The sequence below is a fragment of the Maribacter sp. R77961 genome, assembly GCF_044594925.1.
Taxonomy (GTDB): domain Bacteria; phylum Bacteroidota; class Bacteroidia; order Flavobacteriales; family Flavobacteriaceae; genus Maribacter.
In genome coordinates this window covers 3679039-3696228 of record NZ_CP138991.1, presented here as the reverse complement: position 1 = coordinate 3696228, position 17190 = coordinate 3679039, and the positions used below count along the sequence as shown (strand labels likewise).

Sequence of the window (17190 nt, the reverse complement as noted above, 5' to 3'; positions counted from 1 at the left end):
TAAATGATGAATAAAATTATTCCCTTTGTTCTCTTAAGTATGCTCTTTAGTGCATGTACGCAGAAAAAAGAGGCTATTAAAGCTGACCCAGAAGATTTACACACGGTTGTAGATAAGGTAACACAGATTATGATACATGACATATTCTCACCACCTGTCGCCAGTAGAATTTTTGCCTATCCTAATGTTGCCGCTTACGAGATTGTGGCTCAAATTAATCCTGAATACAGTTCCCTAGCGGGCCAACTAAATGAACTTAAACCCATACCTGTAATAGATACAGCTTCCGGTGTAAATCCAAAATTAGCTGCCATTATAGCCCATATGGATATCAGCAAAGCATTAATTTTTTCTGAGGATAAGTTTGAAGTGTTGCAAGATAGCCTGTATACCAAATGGTCCTCTACTAACAACGAGGAGTTTGAAATCTCTAAAACTTATGGCCTAAAGGTTGCCGAACATATAAAAAAATGGATGAGCAAGGATAACTATAGCCAGACCAGAACAATGCCGAAGTTCACCGTTAATACGGATGACACCTCTAGATGGCAACCCACACCCCCGGCTTATATGGACGGTATAGAACCACATTGGAACAAGATAAGGCCATTTTTCCTGGATTCGGCTGCGCAGTATAAACCCTCACCACCTCCCCCATTTTCAATGGAAAAGGATTCTGATTTTTACAAGGAACTACAAGAAGTATACGATATCAGCAATGAAATTACCGCTAATGGCGATGATTCCGAAGAGGTAGAAATAGCTAAATTTTGGGATTGCAACCCCTATGTATCCGTCACTAGAGGTCATTTAATGTTCGCTACCAAAAAAATTACCCCTGGAGCACATTGGATCGGTATCACTAAGATCGCGAGCAGAAAAACAAACAGTAATTTTGACGATACACTTTTTGCGTACACTAAAACATCCATGGCTATAGCGGATGCATTTATCAGCTGTTGGGACGAAAAATATAGAAGCAACCTTATACGCCCTGAAACATTAATAAATGCCCATATAGACGATAGCTGGAAACCAATCTTGCAAACACCCCCGTTCCCTGAATATACGAGCGGTCATAGTGTTGTATCGGGTGCTGCAGGAATTGTGCTTACCGATATTTTTGGTGAGAATTTTGATTTCATAGATGATACGGAAGTTCCCTATGGCCTTCCTACCAGGACCTTTGAATCCTTTAACAAAGCTGCTGACGAGGCAGCGATCAGTAGAATGTACGGCGGTATTCACTACCGTGCAGCTGTAGAAGTCGGTGTGGGTCAAGGTAGAAAAATAGGTTCCTTGCTACTTAATAAAATACAAATGAGAAAAGATAAATTAGTAGCTAATTAATTGTATTGCGCTTACTTTATTCAGCCTATATGAAAAAAACGATTTTTATAGTCCTTGGATTAATAGCCATCTTTGCGATATGGTATTTATTTATAAAATCTCATGATTACAGAATAAATGCAAAAACGAAATCTAGTATAGGCACAATTAACCAAACTCTAAAACTCTGGAACGGTACTTTGGACGAAGCTGTATCTATTGCTCAACAAGAAAGTCTAACCCATTTATCGCAACGTATTATTTTCGGCGATAGTACGCATCAATACGAGTGGTATATAAACCCTATTGATGATAGTACCGCTACTATCAAAGTTGATGTAACGGATCAAGAGCATAGTATGGCGAATAGATTACAAATCCCCTTTTCAGACACAGATTTTGAGAAGCGATCAAGAAAAACCGTTCGGGATTTTCTAATTAGATTACGAGAGCATCAAGAAAGTTTTAAGATTACGTTGGCCGATACTGTAACCCTCCAGACAAGTTATTGTGCTTGTATTGAAGCAGAAAGTACACAATTCGAGAAAGCGTCTAAGATGATGGAAAATTTTCCGTTTTTAAATTCGGTTTTTACTCGAAATAATATAAAAATGAACGGAGTCCCCTTAATCGAAGTAACAAACTGGAATACAAAAAAAGATAGTATTTCATTTAATTTTTGTTATCCCTTAATTAAAAATGATTCCCTACCTCAAATCAAAGGAATCTTCTATAAGTCGTTAAGAGGCACAAAAGCACTAAAAGCTATTTATAATGGCAACTATATTACATCGGACAGAGCCTGGTATGCCTTAGTCAGCCATGCGGAAAGGAATAATCTTGAAATTGAAAAAGCACCAATAGAGTTTTTCTTTAACAACCCAAATATGGGTGGGAACGAGATGCGCTGGAAAACAGAAGTCTTTATGCCATTAAAATAATAAAATGAATAGAACCCTTTGTTTCCTGTGCATATTCCTTATATTTTCCTGCTCCAATTTTGGCCAATTAATTTATGTAGCAGACTTACCCAATAACCTTGAAGAAAACTCGGGTATAGTCAAGGTAAAGGATTCTACTATTTGGGTGATTGAAGACAATGGAAATAAAGATGAAATTTACAAGCTAGATTTTAAAGGGGATATTGTCAATTCCTTCAAAGTAAAGAACGCTAAGAATAATGACTGGGAAGATTTAGCAAAGGACACTCTGAACAACGTTTATATTGCAGATATTGGAAATAATAATAACGACAGAAAAGACTTAGTTATTTATAAGGTTCCAAACCCTGAAAAAGAACCAGGAGACAAAATAGACGCAGAGAAAATTGAATTCTATTATCCGGAACAAAAGATGTTTCCACCTAAAACATCAGATAGGTTATATGATGCAGAAGCTATTTTCCATAGCAATGGCAAGTTGTTTATCGTTACCAAGAACAGGACAGACCCTTTTAACGGAAAAGCCCTTATCTATACCGTTCCGGACTCCAAAGGCAAATATGAGGCAAAGTTAGTCGGCACTATTAATGTATGTAAAGACTGGAAAACATGTCAAATAACTTCAATTGATATATCTCCTAATGGAAAAAAGATTGTGGCCCTAAGCTATGGTAAACTATTCCTATTCACCAATTTTGTTTTAGACGATTTCTCTGCTGGAAAAGTACAAGAAATCGATTTAGAAACTAGGAATCAATTAGAATCTGTTTGTTTTTTGAACGAAAACACCTTGCTCCTATCCGATGAAGTTTCCCATGGGAACGGTGGAAACCTGTACCGCTACTCTTTACCAGATTAACAGCATAATTCTAGAAGGCAAAACCTAATCCAAAGGTGAATCTTGCCCCATCTACACTATTAAAAACAGCCAGGTTAATATTTAATATATCTGAGCCGTTCAAAAAGAAACCACCACCGTAGGAGGTGTGCCAGCGGTTAGAACCTATATTAGGAAACCATACCCTACCATAATCATACCCACCAAATAACCCAAGTGAGGTGGGTAAGATTCTTGTTCGCATTTTTCGAAGACTAAAACGGATATCCGTATTCTGATAATAAGCCGTTTTCCCTGTAAAACGTTGGTTTCTGAATCCCCTAAGACCATCAAAACCACCGATACTTGCCCCTTGGTAAAATTGATACCCGTTACCAATATTAAAATGACCCTTCCATTTTGTAGCGAGTACTAATCTTCCGTTTGGTATCAATTTATAATCAAAGGATATGCTAGGAATTACGTAACCGTAATTTTCTCCATCGGCACTTATGTTATCTTTGAATCCAAATTGTAGCGAAGTAGCCATTCCCATCGTAGGGAAACCTGCGTTATCCCTATTTTCGTAAGTATATTCTCCGTGAACCCCGACAAAATCATTTTGGGTTTCCTCTCCATTCTGCTGGTAAAAAGTGTTTACAAAACGATCTTCCGTTTCCTCTACTTCTATTGATTCATAAGAGAGCCCTGCTCTAAATTTAGCCCCTAACTGACCACGCCACACTAAGGAAGGTGAAAATTCAAAATTTTGAATACGTACTCTGTTAAAGTCAAAATCGTCATTTAAATTTTCCGTGTTATTCCCAAACCCGAAGAAGTTAATCGCAAAGTTGGGGCTTGTAAACCTTGTTTTTATCTCTAAGTTCCAATTCTCGAACAGCTCTGCGAATTCTCCCGTATAACCTATGTCAAACCCATTAGTGGCGAAATAATACGAGGCACCAAGTGTATGCTGTTGCGTAAAAGGGTTTTGCCTAAACCCATTGTACGTATAGGTATTTAAAAATCCAATTCTAATCCCATCATCAGGGTTAAAACCAATAGTGGGCAGTAGTTGATTGGTACTACTACGAATGTTTAAGGGTCTGTAGGTGTTTACATTATAATCATCGGTTAACTTCACCTTGGCTCCTTTCACATTTTTAAGCGTATTAGGTTTGCTTTTGAAATCATAAATAGCAATCCCCTTACCATTCTTCATATTATAAATATCATTATTCTGTCCACCGATAAGGCGTACTTTAATTCCACTCAGGTTAGTAAGGTTGTTTACCTCAAAGATATCATCATCATCTAAGCCATAGACCCAAATCTCTTTTGTGTTATCTGTATGATATATTTTCTCAAAAAATTGCTTTTTCTTTTTACCATCGATATTCCTAAAAACTTTTATCTCGGTCCTGTTTTCATCCAATCGGTTAATTTCAAACCAATCGTCTTTATCCGTTCCGGTTACTACGGAATATTTATTTAAAATATCGTAATAGGTATCCGAAGTCTCCGTAATTTTTGACAACCTTGCCAATAGCGTACGTTTTATTTTTGTAACGGTTTCATCTCTAACCTCATCCGGAAAAGCCATAAATGCTTGATCAATGACCTTATCCGTCAAATGCTCCTTTAAGTAATCCGCCTGCGCCCTCCACTGTTCCTTGGTGGTCCCTGATAAAATAGCAAGGTCTAATACATATGTTTTAGGTGAAGAATTAAAACCTTTCACGTTTCTAATTTCATCATTAAAACCTTCCATAAGACGTAAACCAGGTATGATTCTTGTAGCAATGTTCATTAATGCTCCATCGCCCATTTTAGAAAATGCCTGATCTCTATCTCTTGGTACCGGTCTATAGATGATTTTCTTTTTTTTCTTGAATTCTGCCCATCGCCATTGATCTACATGCCTATCCCAGTCACCAATGACCATATCAAAAAGTCTCGCTCGGATATATGCTTCCCGGTCTACACCGTATTTCTCATCATCCCTTAAATCTTCTAGCATAGCATCAGTACTTTTTAGCTCGTTACTAAAACCAAAACTTGCAAGTTCTCCATGTCCATCACCTGCATGCTCTTCTATCATATATAGTTCATCTCCAAAAATAGTATTGAAACTCCCTAATGCATTTTGTTTAGGAATATAGTATAGTACAGGATTCGTATGATAAATTCCCACCGCATCCGATAGTTTCCCTATGGTGAAGGGCGCATAAGGGTGTGATCCGGTATAAAAATCTTCTAGAAGTTCTTGTGTGTAGGTTTCCTTTAAATCATCTAATAGATAATTATCTTGGAACACCATAGATTGCAAATACAGTTCTGCACTTTTTCTTAAGGCACGCATCACATATTCCTTTCCATCCTTATCCCTTAACCTTAAAGACTTAGATTGGTGACCTCCTCCTTTTTTAACGGGAACGAGTCCGCCAAATAAAGTGTCTAACAAAACTGTAGGTGCGCTGACCTTGGTTCCGTAGTATTTTCTGTAACGCTTTCCCCAAATGGATTTAAAGAAATTACTCTTATCTATTTCCTCATCGCTGTATACCGAAGATTTCACTTCTTTTGGAAAGGAGCTAGGGTAGTTCAATTCTAGTTCTTCGTCATCTGGTGGTAAAACAGCAGAGGTGAACAGAAACTCTTCTTGCTCATCCGCTGCAACTCCATAGAATCGTACGCGAGAAGAACCATCCTCATAAACCTCCAGCGTGGCATAACCCATGTGGCCCGTAGAAAACTTACTTCCGTTCAATAATTTGGTTGTTCCTTTTTTAGCTCCGGAACCACTAACAATCTGAGGTGTATTTTTCTCAACGATATACTGTAGTGTGTGCTCATGTCCTGCAGTAAAAATAACCTTGTCGGAATATTGGGCTAAGGTGGTTACCCTATTTATTAAGTCCTGATATCTTTTGTTCTGCAAATCGGCAATGGATGCACCGGATGTTCTTCTCAAAACATTTACAAAGGTTCCCAAGATAGGAACGGGAAGGGGTAATTTTTTAGGATAAAACTGCTTCTTCAACGAAAATTGACCTCCATGAGGTCCATAACTGGACATGGGGTGATGCATTGCTATAATGGTAGTTTTACCCCTATGGTCTTTAATAGCATCCTCTAGCTCTAAGAAAAATTTTGCTCTGCTCTTTATTTCACATTTGTCATTTATATCCGGCCTTTTATCCCAGTTGGTTAAATACCATTCCGTATCCAAAACAATAACAGCTACCTTATCACTAACTTCCACAACTTCAATCGGACAACCGTTTTGTGGTAGAAAAGCGTCTTTGTCCCCCAAAGCCTTTTGAATATATTTTTCCTCTCGCTCAAGACCAATTAATCCCTCCGTATACCAATCATGATTTCCAGGAATAAAGATGGGTGTACCCTTATAGTTCTCCAAGGTCTTAATCTGTGCATCTAAATGACTTTTAGCTTCCCTATATGCTATTGTAGAATCTTTAGGGTCCGGAAGACCGGCAGGGTAAATATTATCTCCTAGAAATATAGCCGTACTATTCTTGTTCGCCTTGTCCAATCTTTCCTTGAAAATTTTCAGTGCGGGATTCATTCCTCCAATTGGAGATAGCCCCGCGTCGCCAATAAGATAAAAGGTATGGGAAACCAATTTGTTCGTGCGTACATCCCTCGCATCTTTTTCGTCTACATATTTAGATTTATAAGTAGCACAACCCGTTAAAAAGAGAAGTAATAAGAGATAAACGTAATATTTTTTCATATGGATGTTGCTATGTGCAAATTTTCGTAATTTGGATAATTCTAATTATATATGTATGTCGGATATCCTAAAGAAAACCGAAGGCTTTGTTGTAGACTTATTAACGAACGAACTAAGTCCCAACTATTTATATCACAATTTAAGACATACTCAACGTGTTGTTAAAAGTACTAAAGAATTATTGAACTCCTGTACGCTATCAGAGATAGAAAAGGAGGCTATTGAACTTGCCGCTTGGCTGCATGATACCGGCTACACAAAAGGAACCCAAAAGCACGAGGAAAGTAGCTGTAAAATAGCCACGGAATTTTTAACGAAAGAAAATTACGATGCTAAAATGATAGCGGAAATTGGTGATTGTATCATGGCAACGGTAAGGTACGCCGAGCCTAAAACCCTGCATGAAAAAATTCTTAGAGATGCCGATGCTTCCCATTTTGCTCAAAAAAGCTATTTAGAAACATCAGACTTGCTAAGGGAAGAATTAAGACTTTTAGGAATTGCGGATTACAGTCATAAAGAATGGTTAGAAGCCAATATAAAAATGTTCCGGACAGAGCATCGGTATTATACCGATTATGCTAAAGAAAATTGGCAATCCGGAAAAGATAAAAACCTTCGGCGTCTTATCAAGGATAAAAAGTCAGAAAAAGAAATTGCCAAGAAAGAAGCCCTTAAGGCGAAGTATAAAAGTGAAAGTCCAGACCGGGGTATTCAGACGTTATTCAGGGTAACGCTAAAAAATCATATTACCCTAAGTGATATCGCAGATACAAAAGCGAATATTCTATTATCCGTTAATGCTATAATTATTTCTTTAGCACTTTCTAACCTCATCCCCAAACTGGACAACCCGTCCAATACCTATTTAATATATCCTACAGTAATTTTTATAGTTTTTAGCGTGATCTCTATGGTCTTAGCCGTTTTAGCTACGAGACCAAATGTAACAAGCGGACAATTTTCTAAGCAGGATGTAAAAGATAAAAAAGTGAACCTCTTGTTTTTCGGCAACTTTCATAAAATGAAATTGGACGAGTATGAATGGGCTATTAATGAATTGGTTAAGGACAAAGAATACATATATTCCTCTTTAACAAAGGATTTGTATTTCTTAGGATTAGTACTAAATAGAAAATATAAAATCCTAAGATGGACTTATACTATCTTCATGATTGGTATGATAGTTTCCGTTATCGCTTTTGCAGTCGCCTTTAAGTTTTTTGGTCCGGATAGGATAGCAACATTATTACCCTAAGATTTAATCCTTTAAGGTTTCCATTAAATCTTCATAGGTATACGTTTTTTCTGGGGTCTTATCGGATTTATAAAGTATTTCAGCTCTAATAGCCTTTAATCCAGACACTCCTTGCAATCCTTCGAGCTCCACAATTTCAATAGTGTCGGTAAAATATCCTTTCGATTTAAGAAACTTGATATAACGCAAATACTCTAACTCATCTTTTTTCTGAGAGTATACTATGGACATTTTCCCTGTTTGCGTTAAACGCTCGTTGGTTCCCTTAACGAAAGATTTGTCAATGCGTTTTTTAATAACTTCATAACGTGCGTTATAAGTCCCATCCACATCAAACTGCTTTTCATCCATACGGAAACGTATAGAAAGAGAAGTATTATAAACCAGTATTAGAGAAGTGGCATCTAGCGGTACGGACAATTCTGGCTTCAGCGCATAATGTGTGTTTTCCATTTCGCACATGACCTGTAACTGCCACAACCTTAAGTTGTTCAAATACAATGAATTAAAATCCTGCTTACCGGAGATAGAGGCCCCAATGTACATGTTATGCTCAACACCATCTGTCTTGTATCGTTCAAAATAATGAGGGAACATTTCTTGAGCTACCTCCTGCTTTTTATCTATTACCGAAGCCAATTTTTTATTGATAAGCATAACACTCTCATCGTAGTTTTTTCTATGGTCATAGTAAGATTCCGTACCCATATCAATATTCGACTCATAAGCTAATATATACTTGGCCATGTCGTTATCCGTCTTTTTAAGATGATTAAATACGGGTACGATCTCTTCCTTGACAAAATCGAAAATAGCCTGTTCGCTATTGGTATAAAGCATCTCTTTAATGCTCTCCAAATGATTATCCACACGAAACATCAACTCCTCATAAATAGGGAGCTTGTTCTCTTTCAAAACTTTTTCCAATATATCGTTGATCTGGGAAAGCTGAATCATTAAGTCTCGTTGAATCGCCTTATTTCGCGCTTTTGATGAATCCTTGATATCAATTTGCCCATATAAGGGATACACATCCTTGAAAACAATTTCCTTGAAGGAAGGTTGTCTACCTTCTAACTGATCCTTGATGAAATATTTTGCTTCTTCCTGAAATCTCCAATAAACAGAGGAGTGCACAGATGTGCATTCGTTCTGTATGATGGCGTCGATTAAGTTTTCTTCCTCAACTTTTGACCTCACCACAGCAGAGACGATATACGGCATAACATCATCTAGCTTTTTTGCATTTACTCCATTCAGCACATTGCGCTCAGTGGAAACCACTTCTAAAACACCCAAGAGCTCCCCATTGAAAGCAATTGGCGCAAAAATTGCACTTTTTATGCCTTGCTTTTCTAGACTTCCATAGGGATCCATACCACCAGATTTTTCGTGGTACTTGGACACATCGGCAATGGCGAAATAAGTATTATCCTTGATAAGTTTACTGTACGAGTATTGACATAAGGCTTCATTGCAAATCTTTGCATCTTGGCCATTAAGGATGTAACTAGAAATTCCTTTTCCGTATACAGGCTCAAATTGATCCTCCTTTGAATTGTAGGTTACAAAACCAACATTGATATTTGGCAATTTAAAGAACGACCGGAAAGTCTCCTGTAAATCGCTCATGAAATTATCACTACCTCTCTTGTCACTGGCAATAAGTTCCGATTTTATCTCGGAAATGGAATGTTCTGCGGTTACATCGAACATATTTGAGATTACAAAACCTTTAGAAGTAAAACTTTCTGGTGGTATTTTTTCCATCCATAGTTTAACATCGTTAGGATTTTCTAAAAGCTCATCAACATCTTCTTGTTCTATTTCCTTAGCTTTTTCCGTAGGTATCAGCTCAAGGAAATCTGCATTATACAGAATACGATAATGATGCATTACACCCTTGGCATCTGGAATATCATAGAAGAAAGGTCTGCTAAAATCTAAATGAAATCCATAATAAAAATTAAGGATAACAATACATCCCATAATGTAATCCATACCTTCTTCTTGGTTTCTTATTTTTGGTTCAAAACCAGGACCCGCTTCATTTATTATTTTTTGAAACCGTTTTGAAGAATTGAAAAATATATCATAATAAGGTAAAGAAGCTGCCTTGATTTCATTAGTACCTAAAATTGGTGAAAAACTATCTTGAAGAATAAGACTGATCACATCTTTATGCTTTTCCAATAAAGCAACATCCTGAAAACCATCCCTTAGCTCTGGATAGGGCTTTTGCGCCTTTAGAATTTCTTTTGCACGAGTTGCTAAAATCCTATCCTCACTATGTTCTAAATCATCATAGTACCTGAGTAATTTATCAAAACTAATCAGTGGTTTAATCGGCATTATTTTATCCTTACCCTTCATCATACCTGCATTTGTCTACAAATCACTAATAAAATTACAAAACTAAACGTAGTTTTATGTTAAAAGTTTCATCGCTAGCTTACACTCTTTTTCGGATATTTATAAAAAATAACAAAATGTCTTCTGCACATAGACTTTCAAGAGCCTACAATACCGCCAAACGCATCGCGTTCGACGACAGTTCAAAGTTCATTCTTTTTAGTGATTGTCATCGTGGAGACAATAGTTTTGCCGATGATTTTGCCAATAATAGAAACATCTATTTCCATGCCTTAAACCATTACTACAACGAGGGTTTTCAGTATTGTGAGCTGGGCGATGGTGATGAGCTTTGGGAGAACGTTTATTTTGAATCAATTTTTGAAGCACATAAAAATGTTTTTAAGCTGCTAAAAAAATACCATTTGGATAAACGATTACACATGATATGGGGTAATCATGATATGGTTTACAAAGACAAAACTTATGTGGACAAGCATTTATCCAGTTATTTTGAACCCATAGACGATACGGACAAAGAACTTTTTGAGGGAATCACCTATAATGAAGCTATAGTTCTAGAACATAAGGAAACGGGACAAGAGCTTTTCTTAGCCCATGGGCACCAAGCTGACTGGTGGAACTATAGGTTTTGGCGCTGGGGACGCTTTCTTGTTCGTGTCCTATGGAAACCGCTTCAAGTTTGGGGAATAGCAGACCCTACGAGTCCGGCTAAAAACTATACGGAACTGATTAAATTAGAACGCCGAATTAAACGCTGGATTCTTAAAAACGATTTACTGATAACTATTGTAGGCCATACCCATAGACCCCGCTTTCCAGAACCGGGAGACATTCCATTTTTTAACGACGGTAGCTGCGTTCACCCAAGAAGTATCACAGGAATAGAAATTGAAGAAGGACAGATTTCACTCATCAAATGGCATATAGAAACTTCATTGGACGGAACTCTAAAAGTAGTTCGGGTACTTTTGGAAGGACCACAAAAATTGATAGATTACAAAGAAAAAGTATAACTACACGGTTTCCAAAATACAAGTGAAAAATCCAGCTGGCAATACGCTCTTTTTCTGAAAATAGCTGTTTTTAGGTTATGCTTCTTATTTGAATTATTAGTATATCCTGGAATAAACTTCCTCATTATGTGACTTTTAGACAATAGATGTTTCTAAAATCTAAACAAAGCTTTCATCCTTATTTAGATGAAGTATTAAGTAACCTAAACTTTAAGAAATGAAAAAATTAGTAGCAGAATTTATTGGTACGCTCTGGCTTGTATTTGGAGGGTGTGGAAGTGCAGTATTGGCAGCAGGATACCCTGAACTGGGCATTGGTTTTGTTGGCGTTTCCCTAGCATTTGGTCTCACCGTTATCACTATGGCCTACGCTATAGGACATATTTCGGGTTGCCATCTTAATCCGGCCGTATCTATTGGACTTTGGGTCGGTGGGCGTTTTGAAGGTAAACATGTGTTTCCATATATTTTAGCACAGGTTATGGGCGGTATTGCGGGAGCCGCAATTTTATATATGATTGCTACGGGAAAACCAGGTTTTGAACTGGGTGGTTTTGCCGCTAATGGTTTTGGGGAACATTCTCCTGGTGGCTACGGCATGACCTCTGCCTTAATCATTGAAATAGTGTTAACGTTTATTTTTCTATTTGTAATACTAGGGTCTACCTATACAAAAGCGCCCAGAGGCTTTGCCGGTTTGGCTATTGGATTATGTTTAACCCTAATACATTTAATTAGTATCCCAGTGACCAATACCAGTGTTAACCCTGCTAGAAGTACTAGTCAAGCATTATTTGCGGGCGATTGGGCCATTGGACAATTATGGTTGTTTTGGCTAGCTCCAATAATTGGCGCAGTTATCGCAGGTCTTGTCTATAAATTTCTTTCTCCAGAGATCACGGATTAGGTTTCCATTTTTCTATATCTATGTAGCGCATCCTATTTTCAAAAGAATAGGGATGCGCTACGTTTTTTATGGTATATTAGGAGCGCTAACCAACAACCAATCAAAATCTTTTTATGCCACTACTTATTGTGATTTTTGGGATAGTGCTTCTTTTTATTTTAATTACGCGGTTTAAACTAAATCCCTTTATCACTTTTATTATCGTTTCCCTATTCGTGGGTATTGCAGAAGGTATGGACCCGGTTGCCGTAGTTGCTTCCATACAAAAAGGCATAGGCAGTATTCTAGGGTTTTTGGTCATCATATTAGGATTGGGCGCCATGCTTGGAAAACTAGTGGCCGACAGTGGTGCTGCCCAAAAAATTACCACAAAACTTGTAGAAAAATTCGGAAAGAAAAACATACAATGGGCCGTTGTCTTAACAGGCTTTATTGTAGGTATACCAATGTTCTACTCCGTAGGTTTCGTCATCTTAATTCCATTGGTATTTACCATTGCAGCAACAACTGGCTTACCATTATTATATGTAGGCTTACCAATGTTAGCTTCCTTATCTGTTACACACGGTTACTTGCCACCGCATCCTGCACCTACCGCTATCGCTGCTACATTTAATGCGGATATAGGAAAAACATTGCTGTATGGAATCATAGTTGCCATTCCTGCAATCATTGTAGCCGGACCATTATTATCCAGGACTATAAAGAATATCGAAGCCACCCCGCTCAAAGAATTCATAAACCCAACTATTCTTAAGGATGAAGAAATGCCAGGTACTGGTATCAGTATTTTTACTGCGCTACTCCCGGTTATTTTAATCGCAATCGCGGCCTTGGCGGAATTATTGTTACCAGCCGATAGTACAATCTCCAAAATTCTAGTATTTCTAGGAAATCCGGTTATAGCTATGCTCATATCCGTTTTGGTTGCGATATATACATTAGGATTGGCAAGGGGCAAAAAGATGAAGGTAGTAATGGATTCTGTTGTAAGTGCTATAACAGGAATTACAATGGTCCTTCTAATTATTGCTGGCGCAGGTGCCTTGAAACAGGTGCTAATCGACAGCGGTGTTAGCGAATACATCGGCGAAATGCTAAAAGGTTCATCCGTATCTCCATTGATATTAGCATGGCTCATCGCCACCGTAATTAGGGTTTGTGTAGGATCAGCCACTGTCGCCGGACTTACCGCAGCAGGTATTGTACTTCCCCTAGTAAATGGCACGGGTGTAAGCGCAGAACTTATGGTTTTGGCTATAGGCTCTGGTAGTTTAATGCTGTCCCATGTAAATGATAGCGGCTTTTGGCTTTACAAAGAATATTTTAATCTATCGGTCAAAGACACCTTAAAAACATGGACGGTAATGGAAACTACTGTCGGTGTTATGGGATTGGTTGGCGTATTAATCCTGAACTTATTTATATAAAATTATTATTATGGCTAAAAAACCTTCAGAAAGACTCGAAGAACTTGGGTTGGTCTTACCACCAGCCCCACCACCGGCCGGACTATATAAACCTGTTCTAGTGGTAGACAATTTTCTATATATTTCTGGTCAAGGGCCTATGCTCACAGATGGCACACTATACACAGGTCGTGTTGGTGACAATCTCTCTTTGGAAGAGGGTAAGCAAGCTGCGCATCATGTTGCGCTTACCATGCTAGCCACCATTACCACTCATTTTGGAGCTATTGATAGGATCAAACGTTTGGTCAAAACCCTAGGTATGGTAAATTGTACACCAGAGTTTAGCAAACAACCTTTAGTGATAAACGGGTTTAGTGAATTGATGTCGGATGTTTTTGGACCTGAACATGGCGTTGGAGTAAGAAGTGCCGTTGGTATGATGTTGCCCGATCAGGTTGCCGTAGAGATAGAAGCCATGTTTGAACTTCACAACTAAGACAAATGAATCAAGAGCATTGGTATAAGTTAAAAACTCCTGAACATATTATTTCACCTTCGTTGCTTGTGTATCCTGAAAGGATACTACAAAATATCCGTACTATGATTGATATGGCAGGCGGCACAACAAATCTTAGACCCCATATTAAAACCCACAAATGCGCTGAGATTATTGCGCTACAGATGGAGCAGGGCATCCATAAGTTTAAATGTGCCACCATAGCGGAAGCGGAGCTATTGGCTAGTTGTAATGCGCCTGATGTATTATTGGCCATGCAACCTGTTGGTGCTAATTTAAATCGCTTTGTTTCATTGACAAAGAACTTCCCAGATTCTCAATTCTCTACACTGGTGGACAATAAGACCACCTGTGACCGTATAGCGGCTATTGCAGAGAAAAACAATATAACAATAGCGGTATATATAGATTTGAACGTAGGGATGAACCGAACTGGAATAGTACCTTCCTCGGAAGCCATTGGCCTGTACAAAGATATTTCGGAGAACTCCTTTCTATCTATTCAAGGGTTGCATGCCTATGATGGCCATATAAGAAACCCTGACCCGGCAAGTCGCAAAATAGCATGTGATACCACTTTTGAAAAAGTAGAAGCCCTAAAAGAACAACTCCTAGCTGCAGGATTACCTAAACCAATAATCATTGCCGGCGGATCCCCTTCCTTTCCTTTTCATTGTCGAAGAAATGACGTGGTAAAAAGTCCTGGGACTGCACTACTTTGGGATTGTGGCTACGGAGACCTTTTTCCCGAAATGAAATTTATTCCGGCAGCGGTCTTACTCACAAGGATTTTAAGCAAACCTAAAGCGGGTATTTTATGTTTTGATCTAGGTCATAAATCTATAGCTCCAGAAATGGCTTTCCCTCGTGTAAAATTTTTAACCTTGGAGCATGGCAAACAAATAGGCCAATCTGAAGAACATCTCGTGGTTGAATATGATGACTTAAAAGTTTTAGAAGTTGGAGAATGTCACTATGCCATACCAAAGCATATTTGTCCCACAGTAGCCAAATATGACTCTCTTTTGGTGGTAGAGGACGGACAGGTTTCCAAAGAATGGAAAGTGGCCGCTAGAAATCAAAAAATCTCCATATAAGTATGTTCATTTTTGACGCTCATTTAGATTTAGCCATGAATGCTATGGAATGGAATCGAGATCTTAGATGGTCTGTAGCACAAATTAGAGAAAGTGAGCACGGAATGACGGACAAACCTGATCGTGGAAAAAATACGGTGTCTTTTGATGCAATGCGAAAAGGAAATATAGGCTTATGTGTTGCTACCCAAATAGCACGTTACGTAAAACCCGAGAACAACTTACCGGGTTGGAATTCGCCACAACAGGCCTGGGCACAAACACAGGGACAATTGGCATGGTACAAGTCCATGGAAGAAGACGGTTTGCTGAGGCAAATTACCAACAAAGCCCAGCTGAATACCCATTTAGAAAACTGGGAGAATAACAAAGAAAATACGCCTATAGGCTATATCTTAAGTTTAGAGGGAGCCGATTCCATTGTCAATTTAGATTATTTGGAAAAATCCTTCGAACAGGGATTACGAGCCGTAGGACCAGCACATTACGGGCCAGGAACCTACGCATTTGGAACGGATTCCATAGGAGGAATCGGCATAAAAGGAAAGGAACTTTTGAAAAAAATCCAAAGTCTAAATATTATTCTTGATGCTACCCATTTGTGCGATCAAAGCTTTTGGGAAACCATGAAAGTTTACGAAGGGCCCATTTGGGCAAGTCATAACAACTGCAGAAAATTCGTAAACCATAACCGTCAATTTTCCGATGAACAACTACTGGAACTTATTGATAGAAAAGCGGTCATTGGAATGGCCTTGGATGCGTGGATGATGGTCCCAAACTGGCAACGTGGGAAATCTACACCAGAGCAAAAGGGCGTTACTCTAGAGCATATGGTTCAGAACATTGACCATATTTGTCAACTAGCAGGAAACTCGTTTCACGTGGGTATTGGCACCGATTTGGATGGCGGATTTGGAAAAGAACAGTCACCAATGGATTTAGATACGATTGCAGATTTACAGCATATTCCCCAGTTGTTAGCCAATAGAGGTTATGGTTCAGATGACATCTCTAATATCATGAATCGTAATTTTATTAATTTCCTACGACACACATGGGCATGAACAGACGAAAATTTGTAACTCTAAGTTCTTTGGGAGCATTGGGTACTTTACTCCTTAATTGTACCGACGCTAAGAAAATACTCCTTAAAAAAAATTATACCATAGCCTGTTTGGGGGATAGTATTACCGCCAAACAAGACGGTTATGTGCAACTATTACAGCAGTACGTAGACAAAAACCATCCAGGACAAAGACCTTATTTATTTGAAAGGCTAGACCAATTATTAAATAGTACGCACGTAGATATTATCTTATTTTGTTATGGCATCAATTGTGGAATTTACGGCACTCCGTCACCTACATTGTTCGATAGTTATACCATTGGCATCTATTCCTTTTTGGAAAAGATAAAACTAAAAGGAACTAAGGCCATTCTGTTAACGCCACCACCACTTGCTCTGGAAGCCGTACCTATTACCACAAAGTCCAGCGATACGGCTTACGGTTATCGTAACCCATATCCAAATTACGAGGATGAAGTGTTGCTAAAATTCTGTGGGATTATTAAAAGTGTTCGTCATTCTAATGTCTTAGGTACCATAGACATACACACTCCATTAGTAAAGCATCAACAAAAATGCTATGAGAATGACCCTATACATCCTAACAAAGCAGGACATCAACTGATTATGGATACCGTCGTCGATCATTTAACAATTTAACAAGCCCTTAAGTCCCTATGGCAGGGTATTTGTTATC

The 17190-nt window shown here is 38.3% G+C and carries 13 protein-coding genes; 11 read left to right on the top strand and 2 right to left on the bottom strand.

Translation table 11 applies throughout. The annotated features are described in order from the left end of the window. The first annotated feature begins 3 nt into the window (after positions 1 to 3). Genes SJY09_RS15925 through SJY09_RS15915 form a run of 3 tightly spaced genes read left to right on the top strand, consistent with a single transcriptional unit; the run spans position 4 to position 3129 of the window. Complete coding sequence (locus SJY09_RS15925; RefSeq protein WP_396636693.1) at positions 4 to 1350, top strand: vanadium-dependent haloperoxidase; 1347 nt, start codon at positions 4 to 6, stop codon at positions 1348 to 1350. Between the two features lie 29 nt (positions 1351 to 1379). Further along, positions 1380 to 2270 (top strand): GyrI-like domain-containing protein, encoded by an 891-nt coding sequence (locus SJY09_RS15920; protein ID WP_396636692.1) that lies wholly within the window; start codon positions 1380 to 1382, stop codon positions 2268 to 2270. A 4-nt stretch (positions 2271 to 2274) separates the two neighbouring features. Next, positions 2275 to 3129, top strand: coding sequence for a hypothetical protein (locus SJY09_RS15915; RefSeq protein WP_396636691.1), 855 nt, complete (start codon positions 2275 to 2277; stop codon positions 3127 to 3129). 10 nt (positions 3130 to 3139) lie between these two features. Here SJY09_RS15915 and SJY09_RS15910 read toward each other — a convergent pair whose 3' ends face one another. Beyond that, positions 3140 to 6844 (bottom strand): metallophosphoesterase, encoded by a 3705-nt coding sequence (locus tag SJY09_RS15910; protein WP_396636690.1) that lies wholly within the window; start codon positions 6842 to 6844, stop codon positions 3140 to 3142. A 55-nt stretch (positions 6845 to 6899) separates the two neighbouring features. Here SJY09_RS15910 and SJY09_RS15905 point away from each other — a divergent pair, with 55 nt between their 5' ends. Next, positions 6900 to 8102, top strand: coding sequence for a Pycsar system effector family protein (locus tag SJY09_RS15905; RefSeq protein ID WP_396636689.1), 1203 nt, complete (start codon positions 6900 to 6902; stop codon positions 8100 to 8102). A gap of 3 nt (positions 8103 to 8105) precedes the next feature. Here the strand turns inward: SJY09_RS15905 and SJY09_RS15900 are convergent, their stop codons facing one another. Continuing rightward, positions 8106 to 10475 (bottom strand): GAF domain-containing protein, encoded by a 2370-nt coding sequence (locus SJY09_RS15900; protein WP_396638644.1) that lies wholly within the window; start codon positions 10473 to 10475, stop codon positions 8106 to 8108. Positions 10476 to 10591: 116 nt separating this feature from the next. On the opposite strand from SJY09_RS15900, the gene SJY09_RS15895 reads away from it, so the two are divergent. The 7 genes from SJY09_RS15895 to SJY09_RS15865 all read left to right on the top strand — a co-directional run bounded on the left by SJY09_RS15895 (position 10592) and on the right by SJY09_RS15865 (position 17153). Then, complete coding sequence (locus SJY09_RS15895) at positions 10592 to 11491, top strand: serine/threonine protein phosphatase (protein WP_396636688.1); 900 nt, start codon at positions 10592 to 10594, stop codon at positions 11489 to 11491. Between the two features lie 217 nt (positions 11492 to 11708). Continuing rightward, on the top strand, positions 11709 to 12398 hold the full coding sequence (gene aqpZ / locus SJY09_RS15890) for an aquaporin Z (RefSeq protein WP_396636687.1): 690 nt from the start codon (positions 11709 to 11711) through the stop codon (positions 12396 to 12398). A gap of 113 nt (positions 12399 to 12511) precedes the next feature. Then, positions 12512 to 13828, top strand: a complete 1317-nt coding sequence (locus tag SJY09_RS15885; protein WP_396636686.1) for a gluconate:H+ symporter — start codon at positions 12512 to 12514, stop codon at positions 13826 to 13828. Between the two features lie 10 nt (positions 13829 to 13838). Beyond that, positions 13839 to 14306 carry a RidA family protein gene (locus tag SJY09_RS15880; protein WP_396636685.1) on the top strand — a complete coding sequence of 156 codons (468 nt, stop codon included), beginning with the start codon at positions 13839 to 13841 and terminating at the stop codon, positions 14304 to 14306. Between the two features lie 5 nt (positions 14307 to 14311). Beyond that, positions 14312 to 15424 carry a D-TA family PLP-dependent enzyme gene (locus SJY09_RS15875; protein WP_396636684.1) on the top strand — a complete coding sequence of 371 codons (1113 nt, stop codon included), beginning with the start codon at positions 14312 to 14314 and terminating at the stop codon, positions 15422 to 15424. Positions 15425 to 15426: 2 nt separating this feature from the next. Beyond that, entirely contained in the window at positions 15427 to 16491 is a 1065-nt protein-coding gene (locus SJY09_RS15870; protein ID WP_396636683.1) for a dipeptidase, read from the top strand. Continuing rightward, the gene (locus tag SJY09_RS15865; protein ID WP_396636682.1) at positions 16488 to 17153 is read left to right on the top strand and encodes an SGNH/GDSL hydrolase family protein; all 666 of its coding nucleotides are present in this window, start codon (positions 16488 to 16490) and stop codon (positions 17151 to 17153) included. The genes SJY09_RS15870 and SJY09_RS15865 overlap by 4 nt, the downstream gene beginning before the upstream one ends. The last annotated feature ends 37 nt before the right edge of the window (positions 17154 to 17190 follow it).